Source organism: Streptomyces sp. NPDC031466 (assembly GCF_055581265.1).
Genome location: NZ_JBVIJT010000004.1, coordinates 403,361 through 420,550 on the forward strand (window position 1 = coordinate 403,361; position 17,190 = coordinate 420,550).

Annotated in this window: 16 protein-coding genes; 12 read left to right on the forward strand and 4 right to left on the reverse strand. The window is 72.8% G+C overall.

Translation table 11 applies throughout. The features are described from left to right. The first annotated feature begins 25 nt into the window (after nt 1-25). From bioB to ACZ5GP_RS10725, 4 genes are all read left to right on the forward strand, one after another. The gene (bioB, locus tag ACZ5GP_RS10710; RefSeq protein WP_468750496.1) at nt 26-1,246 is read left to right on the forward strand and encodes a biotin synthase BioB; all 1,221 of its coding nucleotides are present in this window, start codon (nt 26-28) and stop codon (nt 1,244-1,246) included. Continuing rightward, the gene (locus ACZ5GP_RS10715; protein WP_468750497.1) at nt 1,239-2,519 is read left to right on the forward strand and encodes an adenosylmethionine--8-amino-7-oxononanoate transaminase; all 1,281 of its coding nucleotides are present in this window, start codon (nt 1,239-1,241) and stop codon (nt 2,517-2,519) included. The genes bioB and ACZ5GP_RS10715 overlap by 8 nt, the downstream gene beginning before the upstream one ends. 1 nt (nt 2,520) lies before the next feature. After that, nucleotides 2,521-3,261 (forward strand): dethiobiotin synthase, encoded by a 741-nt coding sequence (gene bioD, locus ACZ5GP_RS10720; protein WP_468750498.1) that lies wholly within the window; start codon nt 2,521-2,523, stop codon nt 3,259-3,261. Between the two features lie 238 nt (nt 3,262-3,499). After that, the gene (locus ACZ5GP_RS10725; RefSeq protein WP_468750499.1) at nt 3,500-4,171 is read left to right on the forward strand and encodes a class I SAM-dependent methyltransferase; all 672 of its coding nucleotides are present in this window, start codon (nt 3,500-3,502) and stop codon (nt 4,169-4,171) included. A 37-nt stretch (nt 4,172-4,208) separates the two neighbouring features. Here the strand turns inward: ACZ5GP_RS10725 and ACZ5GP_RS10730 are convergent, their stop codons facing one another. Beyond that, on the reverse strand, nt 4,209-4,580 hold the full coding sequence (locus ACZ5GP_RS10730) for a fic family toxin-antitoxin system, toxin component (protein WP_358584676.1): 372 nt from the start codon (nt 4,578-4,580) through the stop codon (nt 4,209-4,211). A 4-nt stretch (nt 4,581-4,584) separates the two neighbouring features. Continuing rightward, on the reverse strand, nt 4,585-4,884 hold the full coding sequence (locus tag ACZ5GP_RS10735; RefSeq protein ID WP_468750500.1) for an antitoxin: 300 nt from the start codon (nt 4,882-4,884) through the stop codon (nt 4,585-4,587). 164 nt (nt 4,885-5,048) lie between these two features. Here ACZ5GP_RS10735 and ACZ5GP_RS10740 point away from each other — a divergent pair, with 164 nt between their 5' ends. The 7 genes from ACZ5GP_RS10740 to purB all read left to right on the forward strand — a co-directional run bounded on the left by ACZ5GP_RS10740 (nt 5,049) and on the right by purB (nt 13,975). Beyond that, complete coding sequence (locus ACZ5GP_RS10740; RefSeq protein ID WP_468750501.1) at nt 5,049-5,921, forward strand: ABC transporter ATP-binding protein; 873 nt, start codon at nt 5,049-5,051, stop codon at nt 5,919-5,921. Nucleotides 5,922-5,934: 13 nt separating this feature from the next. Further along, entirely contained in the window at nt 5,935-8,499 is a 2,565-nt protein-coding gene (locus ACZ5GP_RS10745; protein ID WP_468750502.1) for an ABC transporter permease, read from the forward strand. Nucleotides 8,500-8,642: 143 nt separating this feature from the next. Then, nucleotides 8,643-9,068, forward strand: a complete 426-nt coding sequence (locus tag ACZ5GP_RS10750; RefSeq protein WP_468750503.1) for a GNAT family N-acetyltransferase — start codon at nt 8,643-8,645, stop codon at nt 9,066-9,068. A 186-nt stretch (nt 9,069-9,254) separates the two neighbouring features. After that, nucleotides 9,255-10,586, forward strand: a complete 1,332-nt coding sequence (locus ACZ5GP_RS10755) for a hemolysin family protein (protein ID WP_468750504.1) — start codon at nt 9,255-9,257, stop codon at nt 10,584-10,586. After that, a complete protein-coding gene (locus tag ACZ5GP_RS10760) occupies nt 10,583-11,596 on the forward strand; it encodes a hemolysin family protein (RefSeq protein ID WP_468750505.1) in 1,014 nt (337 codons plus the stop codon). Before ACZ5GP_RS10755 ends, ACZ5GP_RS10760 begins: the two co-directional genes overlap by 4 nt. A gap of 54 nt (nt 11,597-11,650) precedes the next feature. Next, on the forward strand, nt 11,651-12,430 hold the full coding sequence (locus ACZ5GP_RS10765) for an SGNH/GDSL hydrolase family protein (RefSeq protein ID WP_468750506.1): 780 nt from the start codon (nt 11,651-11,653) through the stop codon (nt 12,428-12,430). Between the two features lie 102 nt (nt 12,431-12,532). Beyond that, nucleotides 12,533-13,975 (forward strand): adenylosuccinate lyase, encoded by a 1,443-nt coding sequence (gene purB / locus ACZ5GP_RS10770; protein WP_468750507.1) that lies wholly within the window; start codon nt 12,533-12,535, stop codon nt 13,973-13,975. Nucleotides 13,976-14,038: 63 nt separating this feature from the next. Here the strand turns inward: purB and lysA are convergent, their stop codons facing one another. Together lysA and ACZ5GP_RS10780 are read right to left on the reverse strand one after the other, a co-directional pair. After that, the gene (lysA, locus tag ACZ5GP_RS10775; RefSeq protein WP_468750508.1) at nt 14,039-15,424 is read right to left on the reverse strand and encodes a diaminopimelate decarboxylase; all 1,386 of its coding nucleotides are present in this window, start codon (nt 15,422-15,424) and stop codon (nt 14,039-14,041) included. Nucleotides 15,425-15,449: 25 nt separating this feature from the next. Beyond that, on the reverse strand, nt 15,450-15,875 hold the full coding sequence (locus ACZ5GP_RS10780; protein WP_468750509.1) for an SAV_915 family protein: 426 nt from the start codon (nt 15,873-15,875) through the stop codon (nt 15,450-15,452). A 463-nt stretch (nt 15,876-16,338) separates the two neighbouring features. Here ACZ5GP_RS10780 and ACZ5GP_RS10785 point away from each other — a divergent pair, with 463 nt between their 5' ends. Then, on the forward strand, nt 16,339-17,127 hold the full coding sequence (locus ACZ5GP_RS10785) for a GNAT family N-acetyltransferase (RefSeq protein ID WP_468750510.1): 789 nt from the start codon (nt 16,339-16,341) through the stop codon (nt 17,125-17,127). The last annotated feature ends 63 nt before the right edge of the window (nt 17,128-17,190 follow it).

Sequence of the window (17,190 nt, forward strand, 5' to 3'; positions counted from 1 at the left end):
CCTGCCGTGGGTAAGGATCAGCGCCATGGATCTGCTGAACACGCTGGTGGACAAGGGGCTTCGGCGCGAACTGCCGACCCGCGAAGAGGCGCTGGCCGTCCTGGCCACCTCCGACGACGATCTCCTGGACGTAGTGGCCGCCGCCGGCAAGGTGCGCCGGCAGTGGTTCGGGCGACGGGTGAAACTCAACTATCTGGTCAATCTCAAGTCGGGGCTGTGCCCCGAGGACTGCTCGTACTGCTCGCAGCGGCTCGGGTCGAAGGCCGAGATCCTCAAGTACACCTGGCTGAAGCCCGACGAGGCCTCGCGGGCCGCGGCGGCCGGGGTCGCGGGCGGCGCCAAGCGGGTCTGCCTGGTGGCCAGCGGGCGCGGGCCCACCGACCGGGACGTGGACCGGGTGGCGCAGACCATCGCGGCCGTCAAGGAAGAGAACGAGGGCGTCGAGGTGTGCGCGTGCCTCGGCCTGCTCTCGGACGGCCAGGCCGAACGGCTGCGGGGCGCGGGGGCGGACGCGTACAACCACAACCTCAACACCTCCGAGGCGACCTACGCGGACATCACGAAGACACACACCTACGCCGACCGCGTGGACACCGTGCGCAAAGCGCACGCGGCGGGCCTGTCCGCCTGCTCGGGGCTGATCGCGGGCATGGGCGAGAGCGACGAGGACCTGGTGGACGTGGTCTTCTCGCTGCGCGAGCTGGACCCGGACTCGGTGCCGGTGAACTTCCTCATCCCGATGGAGGGCACCCCGCTGGCCAAGGAGTGGCACCTGACGCCGCAGCGCTGTCTGCGCATCCTCGCGATGGTCCGCTTCGTGTGCCCGGACGTGGAGGTGCGCATCGCGGGCGGCCGCGAGGTCCATCTGCGCTCGATGCAGCCGCTCGCCCTGCACCTCGCCAACTCGATCTTCCTGGGCGACTACCTCACCAGCGAGGGGCAGGCGGGCAAGACGGACCTGGACATGATCGCGGACGCGGGTTTCGAGGTCGAGGGCGCCGACCGGACGACGCTGCCGAAGCACCGGTCGGACGCCGTCGCGGACGCGTCGGGCTGCGGGTCCCACGAGGGTGGGGGCTGCGGTTCCCATGGCGGCGGCTGCGGCCCCTGCGGGTCGGCCGAGCCCGCCGCCGGCGAGGTGTCGCAGCCGGCTCCCGAGCCGGTCGCCGAGCCGGGCGAGGTGCGCACGGACCTGGTGGCGGTACGCCGCCGGGGCGCGGGGACGGACCTGGCGCCCAATGCCTGACCTGACCACGTCGGAGCTGCTCGCCCTCGACCGGCAGCACGTCTGGCACCCCTACGGGCCGATGCCGGGCCGCCAGGAACCCCTGGTCGTCGAGTCGGCGAGCGGCATCCGCCTGCGCCTCGCGGACGGTGGGACCGAGCTGGTAGACGGCATGTCGTCCTGGTGGTCGGCGATCCACGGCTACAACCACCCCGTGCTCAACGACGCGGTGCGCGGCCAGCTGGAGCGCATGAGCCACGTCATGTTCGGCGGGCTCACGCACGAGCCCGCCGTCCGGCTCGCCAAGCGCCTTGTCGACATGTCTCCCGAGGGCCTCGAGCACGTCTTCCTCTGCGACTCCGGCTCCGTCGCGGTCGAGGTCGCCCTCAAGATGTGCCTCCAGCACTGGCGTTCCCTCGGCCGGCCGGCGAAGCAGCGCGTGCTGACCTGGCGCGGCGGCTATCACGGGGACACCTGGCAGCCGATGGCCGTCTGCGACCCCGAGGGCGGCATGCACGAACTCTGGCAGGGCGTCCTGCCCCGCCAGCTCTTCGCGGACGCGCCGCCGTCGGCGTACGAGGAGACGTACGCGACGCACCTGCACGACATGATCGGGCGGCACGCCCACGAGCTGGCGGCCGTGATCGTCGAGCCCGTGGTGCAGGGCGCGGGCGGGATGCGGTTCCACTCCCCGGCCTATCTGCGGGTGCTGCGCGAGGCGTGCGACGCGCACGACGTATTGCTGGTGTTCGACGAGATCGCGACGGGCTTCGGCCGTACGGGCGCGCTGTTCGCGGCGGACCACGCGAGCGTCACGCCCGACGTGATGTGCGTGGGCAAGGCGCTGACCGGCGGCTATCTGTCGTTGGCGGCGACGCTGTGCACCCCGCGCGTGGCGGACGGCATCTCGCGGGGCGAAGTGCCGGTCCTGGCGCACGGGCCGACGTTCATGGGCAACCCGCTGGCCGCCGCGGTGGCGGGGGCCTCGATCGACCTGCTTCTTGGGCAGGACTGGCAGACCGAGGTCAAGCGCATCGAGTCGGGCCTGCGAGAGGGCCTGGCCGAGGTCGCCGAGCACCCCTCGGTAGCGGACGTACGGGTCCTCGGGGCGATCGGTGTCGTCCAGCTGGACCACGCGGTGGACATGCGGGCGGCGACGCGGGCCGCGGTGCGCGAAGGCGTGTGGCTGCGGCCGTTCCGCGACCTGATCTACACGATGCCGCCGTTCATCACCGGCGACGACGACGTGGCACGAATCGCCCGCGCGGTGTGCGCGGCGGCCAGGGAGGGCTGACATGACGGTGATCGTGGTGTCCGGGACGGGCACGGAGATCGGCAAGACGGTGACGACGGCGGCGGTGGCCGCGGTCGCGCTGACCGCGGGGCGCAGTGTCGCCGTGCTCAAGCCCGCGCAGACCGGGGTCGGGCCCGGCGAGCCTGGCGACGCGCAGGAGGTGACGCGGCTGGCGGGTGAGGGCGTCACCACGCTCGAACTCGCCCGTTTCCCCGAGCCCTTGGCGCCGAACACCGCGGCGCGGCGGGCCGGGATGGCACCGGTGCGCCCGCGCGACGTGGCGGACGCCGCGGCGAAGCTGGCCACCGAATACGACCTGGTCCTGGTCGAGGGGGCGGGCGGGCTGCTCGTCCGCCTCGATGACGAGGGCGGCACGCTGGCCGACGCGGCGAGGCTGCTCGGCGCGCCGGTCCTGGTGGTCACGACGGCGGGCCTCGGCACGCTGAACACGACGACGTTGACGGCGGAGGCGCTGCGGGCGCGCGGCGTGGAGAGCCTGGGTGTCGTCATCGGCAGCTGGCCGACAAACCCCGACCTGGCGTCCCGCTGCAACCTCGCGGACCTCCCCGCGTCGGCGACCGTGCCGCTGCTGGGCGCGGTCCCGGAAGGCGCCGGCTCCCTGACCGGCCCCTCCTTCCGCACCTCGGCACCGAACTGGCTCGGCCCCGCGCTGGGCGGCACGTGGGACGCGGAGTCCTTCACCCGCCGTGAGGCGCCGGGGGCGGGCGCGGCGGCGAGCTGAGGCGCCGGCGCCCCGGGCACGGTCGAGCCGGTGTCGGTCGGCCGGGTGGGCCCGGGGCACCGTGAGGTCCGCGCGCCACGCCCGGTCGCACGCAGCGGCGCCCTCCCCGCCCGCTTCCGCGCGGGACTCGCCGTCGCGGACGGGAGAGGAGGGGAATGCCCCGCACCGGGGCACCATGGCGGTATCCGCGTCGCGGTGCGGCGCGGTCTCCGCTCGTCGCCCCGCCGAGGAGGGCCCCATGTCACCGCGCTCCGCCGAGCCGGCGTCCCGTGACGCCGTGCACCACCCCGTCTTCGCGCGCTTCTACGCCCGTCAGAGCGTCGCCGCCGAGCCCGTGATCTCCGTCCACCGCAGGGAACTCCTCGCCGGTCTCGGCGGCCGGGTGATCGAGGTCGGGGCGGGCAACGGACTGAACTTCGCGCACTATCCGCGAGCGGTCGGCGAGGTCGTCGCCGTCGAACCGGAGCGCGTCCTGCGGCGGCTGGCCGTGGCGGCGGCCCTGCGCGCCGATGTCCCGGTCGACGTGGTGCCGGGCGCCGCCGAGGCGCTCCCCGTCAAGAGCGAGGCGTTCGACGCGGCCGTCGTCTCGCTCGTGCTGTGCAGCGTGCGTGACCTGCGGCGGGCCCTCAGGGAGCTGCGCCGGGTCCTGAGGCCCGGCGGTGAGCTGCGTTTCTTCGAGCACGGCCGGGCGCCGGGCCCCGGGATGGCGGCCGTCCAGCGGGTCCTGGACCGCACGGTGTGGCCCCCGCTCTTCGGCGGCTGCCATGTCTCGCGGGACACGCTGGGAGCCCTGCGCGAGGCGGGTTTCGAACTGGGCGCCTACCGGCATGTCCTGGTGCCCGCGAAGGGGCCGCGCCTGCCCACCTCGTACTGCGTGCTCGGCACGGCGCGCCGCCCGGCGGACTCCTGACGTCCGGAACCGGGCGAAGCCCCCGCGGGAGGGCGGGTCACAGGCTCCACTGCCGCAGCCGCTCCGCGATGGCGTGCACGCTCGCGCCCTCCTCCTTCACCAGGCGGGCGAGGTCGCGCACCTGCTCGGGCGAGGTGACGACCTTCAGGCCGCTGGAGACGAGGTAGGCGTAGGCGACGGAGGAGGCGAAGAGCGCGTTGGAGCGTTCCAACGCGGGGATGTGGAGCAGCACTTGGAGGAGCGCCGCGGCCCGGTCGTGCGGGGTTTCGTAGACGGGTGTGCCGAATATCTCCGCCTCGTACCGGCTGAGGGCGGCGACGAGCGCGCCCCAGTCGGTGACCTGGGGGTCTCCGGGCGTCTTGTGTTCGGCGATCATCAGCAGCCAGGCAAGATCGATTCTGACGTTCAACGGCTCAACGTCGACCTTCACCGAGCGGCCGCGCGCTCTCCTGGAGCGTGCGCACGGGGCGGACGGGCTCGCGGAGCGGCCTGGTGCCCTCACGCTCGGCGCCGAACTCCTCCGCGAAGACGGACTCGTACTGCTTCATGAAATCGGCCGCCGCCTCGACGAACGTGTGCCCGATCTCGCCGGCGTCCTGTTTCACGAGTTCCTCTATGTAGCGGTTCACGCTCATGCCTCGGGCCAGGGCGCGCTCGCGCGCGGCCCGGGCGGTGTCCTCGTCCACCCGCACGTTCAGCTGAGTCTTCGCCATGCCTTCACGCTAGCGTCGGCGTGCTAGCGCGACAAGGGCGCTGGGACCATGCCCCTTACAAACGCCTTGGGCCCCGACCTCGGAGGGATACCGCGAGGCCGGTCCGTCCCACTACTCTCTGCAAAATCAAGGGAGTTGGCACGGGCACAACCCAGGAGGCGGCCTTGTCCACACCTGCTTCGGCACCGTCCACCGGCCGCTCGGGCCGCGCCGGGACCGCCGCGCGCGCCCGCGGTCTGACGAAGGCGTACGGCTCGGGCGAGACGACCGTGCTCGCTCTCGACTCGGTCGACGTGGACATCGCGCGCGAGCGTTTCACCGCTGTCATGGGCCCCTCGGGTTCGGGCAAGTCCACGCTGATGCACTGCCTGGCCGGGCTCGACAGCGTCTCGGCGGGCCAGGTCTGGCTCGGCGACACGGAGATCACCGGGCTCAAGGAGCGGGAGCTGACGCGGCTGCGGCGCGACCGCATCGGCTTCATGTTCCAGTCGTTCAACCTCATTCCCACGCTCGACGCGCTGGAGAACATGACGCTCCCGATGGACATCGCGGGGCAGCGGCCCGACCCTCAGTGGCTGGACCACGTGATCGACACGCTGGGTCTGCGCGATCGGCTGCGGCACCGTCCCGCGCAGCTGTCCGGGGGGCAGCAGCAGCGGGTGGCCTGCGCGCGGGCGCTGGCGTCGAAGCCCGAGCTGATCTTCGCCGACGAGCCGACGGGCAACCTCGACTCGCGGGCCGGTCTGGAGGTCCTCGGCTTCCTGCGCGAGGCGGTCGACCAGCTCGGACAGACCGTCGTCATGGTGACGCACGACCCGGGCGCCGCGGCCCACTCCGATCTGGTGCTCTTCCTCGGCGACGGGCGGATCGTGGACGACATGGAGCGGCCGACGGCCGACGCCGTACTCGAACGCATGAAGCGGTTCGACACCCTGCACGCGAAGGCGCCCGACCCCCTCGGAGGCCGGCAGAGTCGCGAGGCGCACGACAGAGCCACCCGGCACACGCCCACCGACGGCTCGTCCGGGCCGAGTTGAGACGGGGGACGCGGTGCTGAAGGCGACGCTCAGGAGCTTCCTCGCGCACAAGGGCCGGCTCGTGCTGTCCGCACTCGCCGTCATCCTGTCGGTCGCGTTCGTGGCGGGCAGCCTGATCTTCTCGGACACGGTGACCCGTACCTTCGACCGGCTGTTCGCCTCCACTTCGGCGGACGTGATGGTCGCGCCGAAGGACGATCTCAAAGAGGCGGTGCCCTCCGGGCGCACGCCGACCGTCCCGGCCGGCCTGAAGGAGAAGGTCGCGAAGGTCAGTGGTGTCGCGGACGCCCACATCGACGTGTCCGTCCAGAACGTCACCGTCGTCGACCGCGACAACGAGTCGGTGGGTCCGACCACCGGCGCGCCGACCGTCGCCACCAACTGGTACCCCACCGACCGCAGCCCCGTGGAGCTGACCTCGGGCCGTGCCCCGCACGGCGCCGGCCAGGCGATGCTCGACGCGGACACGGCCGACAAGAAGAACGTCGGGATCGGCGACACCCTCACGATCCTCGCCCGCCCCGGCTCGTTCGAGGTCGAGGTCGTCGGCATCGCCACCTTCACCACCACCAACCCCGGCGCCGCCCTCGTCTTCCTGGACACCCCGACGGCCCAGCGCCGGCTCCTCGGCACGGCGGACACGGCGACGAGCATCTCGGTGACCGCCGCCGAGGGCGTCGACGACGACACCCTCAAGCGCAGGATCACCGCCGCGGTCGGCTCGGGCTACGAGCTGGAGACCGCCGACGAGCAGGCCGACTCCGCCGCCGCCTCGCTCGGCGGCTTCCTGGACGTCGTCAAGTACGTGATGCTCGGCTTCGCCGGTGTCGCGGTGCTGGTGGGCGTCTTCCTCATCGTCAACACCTTCTCGATGCTGATCGCGCAGCGCACCCGGGAGCTGGGCCTGCTGCGCGCGCTGGGCGCCGACCGCAGGCAGGTGCGGCGTTCCGTGCTCGTCGAGGCGCTGCTGCTCGGCCTGCTCGGCTCGACACTGGGGCTGGCCGCCGGCGTCGGCCTGGCCCTCGGCCTCATCGAGCTGCTGGGCCTGCTCGGGATGAACCTCAAGTCGACGGAGCTGGTCGTCACCTGGGCGACCCCTGTGGCCTCGTACGTCGTCGGGGTCGGCGTCACCTTCGTCGCGGCGTACCTCCCGGCGCGCCGGGCCGCCCATGTCTCGCCGATGGCGGCGCTCGCGGACGCCGAGATCGCCGGGGTGGGGCGGCCGCTGAGGGTGCGGGCGGTGGCCGGTTGCGTGGTCGGGGCGGCCGGGGCCGCCGCGCTGGTCGGCTGCGCGGCCGCCGACGAGGCGTCCTCGGCGGCGTCCTTCCTCGGGCTCGGCATCGTCTTGACCCTGGTCGCGACCGTCATCGCGGGCCCTCTCCTGGTGCGCCCGGTGATCCGGGTGCTGGGCGGCGCCTTCCCCGCCGTGTTCGGTCCGGTCGGCCGGATGAGCCAGCGCAACGCGCTGCGCAATCCGCGGCGCACGGGGGCCACGGCGGCCGCCCTGATGGTGGGGCTGGCGCTGGTCGGCGGCCTCTCGGTGGCGAGCGCTTCGATGACCGCGTCGTTCGACCGGCGGATCGACGAGACGCTCGGTGCGGACTTCGTGGTGCAGAACAGCAACTTCATGCCGTTCTCACCGGAGGTCACCGGGAAGATCGAGGACACCGACGGCGCGGGTCTCGTCGTACGCCAGCGCTTCAGCCCCCTGGAACTGGCGCTGCCCGACGGCCGGCACGTCGAGTCGACCGCGGCGGGCTACGACCCCCGGCTCGACGACATCGCCCACGTCACCTATGCCAAGGGGAACTCGCGGGCCGCGCTGGCGCCCGGGCACCTCGGCATGGACAGGGAATTCGCGCAGAAACACCGGGTGCGCGTCGGTGACGTGCTGAGGGCGACGTTCCCCGGCGGACGCGAGGCGAAGCTGACCGTGGGGGCGTTCACCGATCAGGGCTCACCCAAGGGGTTCGGCGTCGAGGGAGGACTGTTCCTCGGGCTCGGCACGCTCGAAAAGCACGTGCCGGACGGACAGGACTCCGCGGTGTACGTCAACGCGGCCGCCGGCACGGACGCCGACACCCTGCGCGCACGCCTGGAGAAGACCCTCGACCCGTATCCGCAGGTCCAGGTGCGTGACCAGGCCGACTACAAGGAGCTGATCCGGCAGCAGATCGCCGTGATGCTCTACCTCGTCTACGCGCTGCTGGGCCTCGCGATCGTCATCGCGGTGCTGGGCGTGGTCAACACCCTCGCGCTGTCGGTCGTGGAGCGCACCCGCGAGATCGGGCTGCTGCGCGCCATCGGACTCGGGCGGCGTCAACTGCGCCGGATGATCCGCCTGGAGTCGGTGGTGATCGCGGTGTTCGGCGCCCTGCTCGGTCTCGCGCTCGGCCTCGTCTGGGGCGTCGCCGTGCAGCAGGTGCTCGCCCTCCAGGGCATGGCGGAACTCGCCTTCCCGTGGACGACGATCGTCGCGGTGGTGGTCGGCTCCGTGGTCGTGGGCCTGGTGGCGGCGCTGCTGCCCGCCCTGCGGGCCTCCCGCATGAACGTGCTGGCGGCCATCGCGCACGAGTGAGGGCGGCGGCACGACGGGGTGGGCGCGGGTCTGTTTCGCGTGAGTTCCGGGGGTGAGGGGGTACCAGGACGCCACCGAGCACCCCTCGGTCCGCATCCCGAAACCCGTGCCCGCCGTCCCGGGGCCGATGATGAGATGGAGCCATGAACGATCTGCGCATACGGGCCGCCGCACCCGAGGACCTGGACGCGGTGCTCGCCTTCTGGAAGGTGGCCGCCGAGGGCACGAGCATCAGTGACGACAGCACCGGGGTGGAGCGCCTCGTGGCCCGTGACCCCGGGGCGCTGATCCTCGCCGAGCGCGGCGGGGAACTCGCCGGCACGGTCATCGCGGGCTTCGACGGCTGGCGCTGCCACCTCTACCGCCTCGCCGTGCACCCGGAGCACCGCCGCCAAGGCGTGGGCTCGGCGCTGCTGGCCGCCGCCGAGGAGCGGTTCGTACGCCTCGGCGGGCGGCGCGGCGACGCGATGGTCCTCGACGGCAACGAACTCGCCCACCACACCTGGCGCGCGGCCGGCTACGCCCCCGAGCCGCAGTGGAGCCGCTGGGTGAAGCCCCTCACGGACTGAGCACCGCCATGCGGCACCCCCGGCGCCTCCCCCGGCGTTCGCAAGCGCCTTTGCTGATCCTTTACCATGGGCGCATCACTCGTATCCCACTGAAAGGTGTGAGCGTCCGCCCATGGGCGAGCCTCCCAGTACCCGACATCGCGCATTCCTCCCGCCCCTGCCCGATCATGGGACGGAGGTGACCCGATGACCGAAGTGCTCCTGCTCCTCGTGGCGGTGCTGCTCTGTGTGGCATGCGGTGTCTTCGTCGCGGCGGAGTTCTCCCTCACCACGGTCGAGCGCAGCGAACTCGAACGGGCCGCCGAACGTGGCGAGCGCGGCGCCGCCGGCGCCCTCAAGGCCGTCAAGAACCTGACCTTCCAGCTCTCCGGCGCCCAGCTCGGCATCACCGTCACCAATCTCGTGGTCGGCATGCTCTCCGAGCCCTCGATCGCCAAGCTGATCGCGGGCCCGCTGCGCGACCTCGGCCTGCCCGCCTCGGCCGCGTCCTCGGTGGCCCTCGTCATCGGCACGGCACTGTCGACGGTCTTCTTGATGGTCATCGGTGAGCTGGTCCCCAAGAACTGGGCGATCTCCTCGCCGCTCGCCGTCGCCAAGCGCGTGGCGACGGCGCAGCGGCTGTTCAGCGCCGCGTTCCGGCCGTTCATCGCGCATCTGAACAACACGGCCAACCGTTCCGTACGCCGCTTCGGCATCGAGCCCGCCGAGGAGCTGGCCTCCGCGCGCGGCCCCAAGGAGCTGGTGGCCCTGGCCCGGCACTCGGCGCGGGAGGGCGCGCTGGAGGCGGACACCGCCGAGCTGTTCGTGCGCACGCTGAACCTCGCCGACCTCAGCGCGGAGAACGTGATGACGCCGCGCGTCCAGGTCATGGCCCTCGACGTCCACGCCACCTGCGAGGACGTCGCGAACGCCACCCGGGCGACCGGCCTGTCCCGCTTCCCCGTCTACCGCGGCAACCTCGACTCGGTCGTGGGCGTCGCGCACATCAAGGACGTGCTCACCGTGCCCGCCGAACGCAGGCCGCGGGTATCGGTCGCCGAACTGATGCGCGAGCCCCTGCTCGTGCCGGAGTCGCTGACCGTGGACCGGCTCCTCGACCGGCTCTCGGGCAAGCGGACGATGGCCGTGGTCATCGACGAGTACGGCGGCACCGCCGGTGTCGCCACCCTGGAGGACATCGTCGAGGAGGTCGTCGGCGAGGTGCGGGACGAGCACGATCCGCACGAGACGCCCGACATCGCCACCGCGGGGGCCGACGAGGACGGCAGGACGCTCTACTCCGCGGACGGCGCCGCCCGCACCGACCAGCTCGCGCGCGTAGGCCTGCGGGCGCCCGACGGGCCGTACGAGACGCTCGCCGGACTCGTCGCGACCGAGCTGGGCCGCATCCCGGCCGTCGGCGACAGCGTGGAGGTCGGTGGCTGGCGGCTCGACGTCACGGACGCCGCCGGACACCGCGCCGCCCGCGTGCTGCTGCACGCCCCGCTGACCGAGGACGAGGCGGAGGACGCCCGATGACCGTCATCCAACTGCTGATCGGCTTCGCGACACTCGTCGTCAACGCCTTCTTCGTGGGCGCCGAGTTCGCCCTGATCTCCGTACGCCGCAGCCAGATCGAACCGCACGCCGAGGAGGGCGACCGGCGCGCCAAGAGCGTGATGTGGGGCCTCCAGCACGTCTCGGCGCTGCTGGCCGCGGCCCAGCTGGGCATCACGCTGTGCACGCTCGTCCTCGGCGTCGTCGCCGAGCCCGCGATCGCGCACCTCCTGGAGCCCGTGTTCGACGGGGTCGGCGTGCCGCACGGCCTGGTGCACCCCATCTCGTTCGTCATCGCGCTGGCGCTGGCGACGTATCTGCACATGCTGCTCGGCGAGATGATCCCGAAGAACATCGCGCTCGCCGAGCCGGTGCGCACCGCGCTGCTGCTCGGTCCGCCCCTCGTGGCGCTCGCCCGGGCGCTGCGCCCGGTGATCTTCGCGATCAACGCGTTCGCCAACGGCCTGCTGAAGCTGTTGCGGGTCGAGGCGAAGGACGAGGTCTCGGCGAGCTTCTCGGACGACGACCTGGCCCGCATGGTCAAGGACTCCGGTGACGCGGGCCTGATCGACGGCCGCGCGCAGGAGCGCCTGCACGACGCGCTGGAGCTGGGCCGCCGCCCGGTCAAGGACGTGGTCCTGCCGCTGGAGGACGTCGTCTACGCGCGCGTGGGCGTCACTCCGGAGAAGCTGGAGAGCCTGTCGGCCGAGTCCGGCTTCTCCCGCTTCCCGGTCGTCGACGAGGGCCGGCGCATCGTCGGCTATCTGCACGTCAAGGACGCCCTGGACCGGGCGCCGCGCGACCTGCCGTTCCGGGTGCCCGACATGCGGAAGATCGCCCAGGTCCGCGAGACGACGCCGCTCGACGACGTGCTGACCGCGATGCGGGGCAGCCGTACGCATGTCGCGGCGGTGCTCGGCTCCGACGGCAGGCTCGCCGGGATGGTCACCATGGAGGACGTCCTGCGGGAGCTGTTCGGCCAGCCCGTCTGACCCACCCGCCTCCGGGGCCCCGGCCCACGGAGGCGGGATACGATCTCTCTCGCCATGCAGATGAATGCCAACTACACCAGTCTCGTCGCGGTCGGCGACTCCTTCACCGAGGGCATGTCGGACCTGCAGCCCGACGGCACCTACCGCGGCTGGGCCGACCTCCTCGCCGGCCGCATGGCGGCGCACAGCCCCGGCTTCCGGTACGCGAACCTCGCGGTGCGCGGCAAGCTGATCGGCCAGATCGTCGCCGAGCAGGTGGACGTGGCGGCCGCGATGCGGGCCGACGTGGTGACCCTGGTGGGCGGGCTGAATGACACACTGCGCCCCAAGTGCGACATGCACCGCGTGCGCGACCTGTTGGAGGAGGCCGTCGAACGCCTCGCCCCGTCCTGCAAGCAGCTCGTCCTGATGCGCAGCCCCGGCCGGAACGGCCCCGTGATGGAGCGGTTCCGGCCGCGCATGGAGGAGCTGTTCGCCCACATCGACGACCTGGCCTCCCGCCACGACGCGCTGGTCGTCGATCTCTACGGCGCCCCGGCCCTCGGCGACCAGCGCATGTGGGACGTGGACCGGCTGCACCTGACGGCCGAGGGGCACCGCAGGGTCGCCGAGGCCGTGTGGCAGGCCCTCGGCCACCCGCCCGAGGAGGACTGGCGTACGCCGCTGGCGGCCGCCGTGCCCCTCACCTGGGCCAGGCGCCGCATCGCCGACGCGCGGTTCGCCAAGCAGCACCTCGTGCCGTGGATCGGCCGCCGCCTCACCGGCCGCTCCTCCGGTGACGGCCGCCCGCCCAAGCGTCCCGAGCTGCTCCCCTACGACGGCCCGCTCTTCTAGCGGCTCCCCTCGCGTCTCAGCTCTCCCCCGTCGGCTCTCGTAGCTTCCGACGAACGGGGGCGTGGCGCTGGCCTGCATGAACGCCCAGTAGAATCCGTACACGTGACTGCCGCGCCTGCAAAGCCCCGTATCCCGAACGTCCTCGCGGGACGTTATGCCTCCGCCGAGCTCGCCCTCCTCTGGTCGCCCGAGCAGAAGGTGAGGCTGGAGCGTCAGCTCTGGCTCGCCGTGCTGCGGGCGCAGAAGGACCTCGGGATCGACGTCCCGGACGCCGCCATCGCCGACTACGAGCGCGTCCTCGACCAGGTCGACCTGGCCTCCATCGCCGAACGCGAAAAGGTCACGCGCCACGACGTGAAGGCCCGCATCGAGGAGTTCAACGCCCTCGCCGGGCACGAGCACGTGCACAAGGGCATGACCTCGCGCGACCTCACCGAGAACGTCGAGCAGCTCCAGATCCGGCTCTCCCTGGAGCTGATCCGCTCGCGCACCGTCGCGGTCCTCGCACGGCTCGGCAAGCTCGCCGGCGAGTACGCCGAGCTGGTCATGGCCGGCCGCTCGCACAATGTCGCCGCGCAGGCGACCACGCTGGGCAAGCGCTTCGCGACCGGCGCCGACGAGCTGCTCGTCGCCTACCGCCGCCTCGACGACCTCCTCGGCCGCTATCCCCTGCGCGGCATCAAGGGCCCGGTCGGCACCGCGCAGGACATGCTCGACCTGCTCGGCGGCGACGCGGGCAAGCTGACCGAGCTGGAGGACCGCATCGCCGGGCACCTCGGCTTCGAGCGCGCGTTCACCTCGGTGGGCCAGGTCTACCCGCGGTCGCTGGACTACGAGGTCGTCACCGCCCTGGTGCAGGTCGCCTCGGCGCCGTCCTCGCTCGCCAAGACGATCCGGCTGATGGCCGGGCACGAGCTGGTCACCGAGGGCTTCAAGCCGGGCCAGGTCGGCTCGTCCGCGATGCCGCACAAGATGAACACCCGCTCCTGCGAGCGCGTCAACGGCCTCACCGTCATCCTGCGCGGCTACGCCTCGATGACCGGCGAGCTGGCGGGCGACCAGTGGAACGAGGGCGACGTCTCCTGCTCCGTCGTGCGCCGGGTCGCGCTGCCCGACGCGTTCTTCGCGCTCGACGGCCTCCTGGAGACCTTCCTGACCGTGCTCGACGAGTTCGGTGCCTTCCCGGCGGTCGTCGCGCGTGAGCTGGACCGCTACCTCCCCTTCCTCGCCACCACCAAGGTCCTGATGGCCTCGGTGCGCGCCGGCGTCGGCCGGGAGGAGGCCCACGAGGCCATCAAGGAGAACGCGGTCGCCGCCGCGCTCGCCATGCGCGAGCAGGGCGCCGAGCGCAACGAACTGCTCGACAAGCTCGCCGCGGACTCCCGCATTCCGCTGGACCGCGCGCAGCTCGACGAGCTGATGGCCGACAAGCTGTCCTTCACGGGCGCGGCGAGCGACCAGGTCGCCGCGGTCGTCACGCAGATCGAGGCGCTGCTCAAGGAGCACCCGCAGGCGGCGGCGTACACGCCGGGCGCGATTCTCTAGGGCTCCTGCCGTCGCGGCGGCCCCGGGGTGTGCTGCCCCGGGGCCGCGCGCGTGCCCAAGGGTTTACAGCCCCACGTCCCTCCTGCGGAAGTCCTCCAGTGATTCGCGGCGGACGAGCAGCCGGGCGTGGCCGTCGGCCACCGCGACCACGGGCGGGCGGCCGACGAGGTTGTACCCGGACGCCATCGACAGGTGGTACGCGCCGGCCACCGGGAGGGCGAGCAGGTCGCCGGGCCGCGTGTCGCCCGGGAGCGGTACGCCCGAGGCGAGGATGTCGCCCGCCTCGCAGTGCCGCCCGACCACCGTCATCGCCTCCGGCCCGGCCGCGGTGCGCCGGCCGACCAGGCGGGGCGCGTACCGCACCCCGTACAGCGCGGGCCGCGGGTTGTCGCTCATGCCGCCGTCGACCGCGACGAAGGTCTGCCCGCCGGTCCGCTTGACCGCGAGCACCCGGTAGAGCACCACCCCGGCGGGTCCGGCGATCGCCCGCCCCGGTTCCACGACGAGCCGCGGCACGGGCAGGCCCGCCGCCGCGCAGCTCTCCACCAGCTCGGCGCGGACCTTGCGGGCGAGGGAGGTGATGTCGAGCGACTCCTCCCCCGGGCGGTACGCGATGCCGTGGCCGCCGCCGAGGTCCAGTTCGGGGAGGGTCAAGCCGTGCTGGTCCTTGATCCGCGCCATCAGCCCGACCAGCCGGCGGACCGCGCACAGGTAGGGCTTGTCCGTGGTGATCTGCGAGCCGAGATGGCAGTGCAGGCCCACCAGGTCCAGCGTGGGCTGGCCGACTATGCGGGCGATGGCGTGCTGCGCCGAGCCGTCGGTGAGGGACAGGCCGAACTTCTGGTCGTCCGTTCCCGTCCGGATCTTCACATGCCCGCCGGCCGCGATGCCCGGCACCACGCGCACCATCACCTTCTGACGGCCGTCCGGCGGCACGGCGGCGGCCAGGCGTGCGATCTCCGACGCGCTGTCGATGACGATGCGGCCGACGCCGAGCCGCAGCGCGGCCCGCAGGTCGTGCGGGCTCTTGGCGTTGCCGTGCAGCACGATGCGCTCCGGTGGGAAGCCCGTGGTGACGGCCAGTTCCAGCTCCCCCGCCGAGCAGACGTCGAGTCCGAGGCCCTCCTCGTCGATCCAGTGCGCCATGGCACGGCACAGGAACGCCTTGGCGGCGTAGAGCACTTCGGCGCCCTCGAAGGCCCGCAGATAGCGGCGGCACCGGGCCCGCACATCGGCTTCGTCGAGGAGGTAGACGGGGGTGCCGAACCGCTCGGCCACGTCGGTGAGCGCGACCCCGCCGACGGCGATGTCGCCGTGCGCGAGCGGTGCGCTGGTGGTGGGCCATACGGCCAGGTCCCCGTCGGCCTGGTCCCCGTCGGCCGGGGCGCCGGGGGCCTCGGGCAGGGGGGCCGTCAGGGGCGGGGACGGGAGTTCGGGGAGGGTCTTCATGGCAGGCATCCCTTTCGCCTCGTTCTCAGCCGATCCGGAGGGGCTGTGCGCCGGCCGGCGTCGCCGTGTCCGCCGTACGGGTCTGTGGCGCGGGCGCCGGTCGCGGCTCGCGCCGGTGCCGACCGGTGTCATGCCGCTCGCCGGGGCGGATGGCCGCCGGTCCGACGGGCTGCGCGGCCAGGCGCGGGTCGACGACGATGCCGCGCACGCCCAAGGGCACGACCAGGGAGCGCAGTGCGGGTTCGGAGAGCCTGATCCACGCCTGCCGGGGGCCGAGGGCGTCGCTCAGGCGCACCGCGCTGGTGAAGGCGACGGCGGTGCGCTCGCCGACGGGCGTGCGGAACAGACGGGCCACGCGGCCCGCGGGCCCCGGCCAGGCGGGGACGTACAGCGGCCCGGCCGGGCCGGTTTCACAGGGCTCGGGGTCCTCGCCGCACAGAAGCTCTGCCATGGGGTTCCTCCGGTGAGAGAGAAGCAAGGTGGAGAGAGAAGACGTACGGAGACGTTATGCCCGGCACTGAGTGCCAACCGACCGTCGATAACGCGTCGTTGACGCGGCAGTGCCGCGCGCTGACGCGATCCTGGCGCGCCGGCACCACCGGCACCACCCGCATCAGGGGCGCGTCAACCGTGACCAGGCCCTCTTGAACGCGCTTACACGAGCCAGTTGGATGGCGGGGGGCGCGGTGCGCGGCCCGGCCGCGAGCGCGCGCACCGGTTCCGTTGCGGAGCCGCCGGGATGGGAACCCGGCGTGAGGGGGCAGCCCGGTGGAAGGGCGTGCTCCGGGGGCGGCGCGGGCCAGCGGCGCTCGCTCCGCCCGCTCGAATTTTTCACCCGAAGGTCTCACCGGAAGGTCTCGCTCAAAGATCACCCGAAGGTCTCGCTCGAAGGTCTCACTACGGAGGAGCGGCTCATGATTCGGCTTCCCTCGCACCGCCTGACCACCGCGCCCAGCTGGTTCGCCGCCGGGGCACCCGGGCCCGCGTGCCTGCCCGAGCACGTCGCCGCCACCGGGGTGGGCACCTGGTGGGGCGACCGCGCGCCGAGACCGCGCGCCATGGCCGTCTCGTGCGCGGGTCACGTACTCCTGGACGGTGACCCGGGGAGCGTCGACCCCGCGTTCCTGACCCCGTTCGCGCACAGCCAGGTGGAGGCGCCCGTCCGTTTCCTGCCGGTGCTCGGCGCCGCCTTCGACCGGGTCCTGCCGGCCGAGCGCATGGTGTACGTGCACCGGGAACCGGTGGCCGCACCGCGTCCGCCACGCGGTGTGGGCGTGCGCCGGCTGGTGCCCGACGACGCCCCCGCGCTCGCCGGCCTCTCCCCCGGCGCCGCCTGGATCCACGCCAGTTGGGGTGGTCCGGCCGGTCTTGCCGCCTCCGGGCACGGGTGGGCCGCGTTCGACCGGGGCGGCCGGATCGCCGCCGTCGCCTGCGGATACTTCGTGGGTGAGGCGTACGAGGACGTGGCCGTGCTCACCACCCCCGAGCGGCGCCGCGAGCATCTGGCGCTGGCCTGTGTCACCGCCCTGTGCGCGGACATCGTCGAGCGCGGCCGCCTCGCGAGCTGGTCGTGCGGGCGCCACGACCGGCCGAGCCGGTTGCTGGCCTGGACCGCGGGGTTCCGACTGCACCATGAGTACGTCCGGTACGCGACGGGAGAACCCGCCGCCCGGCCGCAGTCCTCACCGCGTGCCTCCGCGTGAGGCGTGCTCCGACGTGTCCATGCCCGCCGCACGGATGGCCGGTAATAGCCGTCCGCTCGTTCG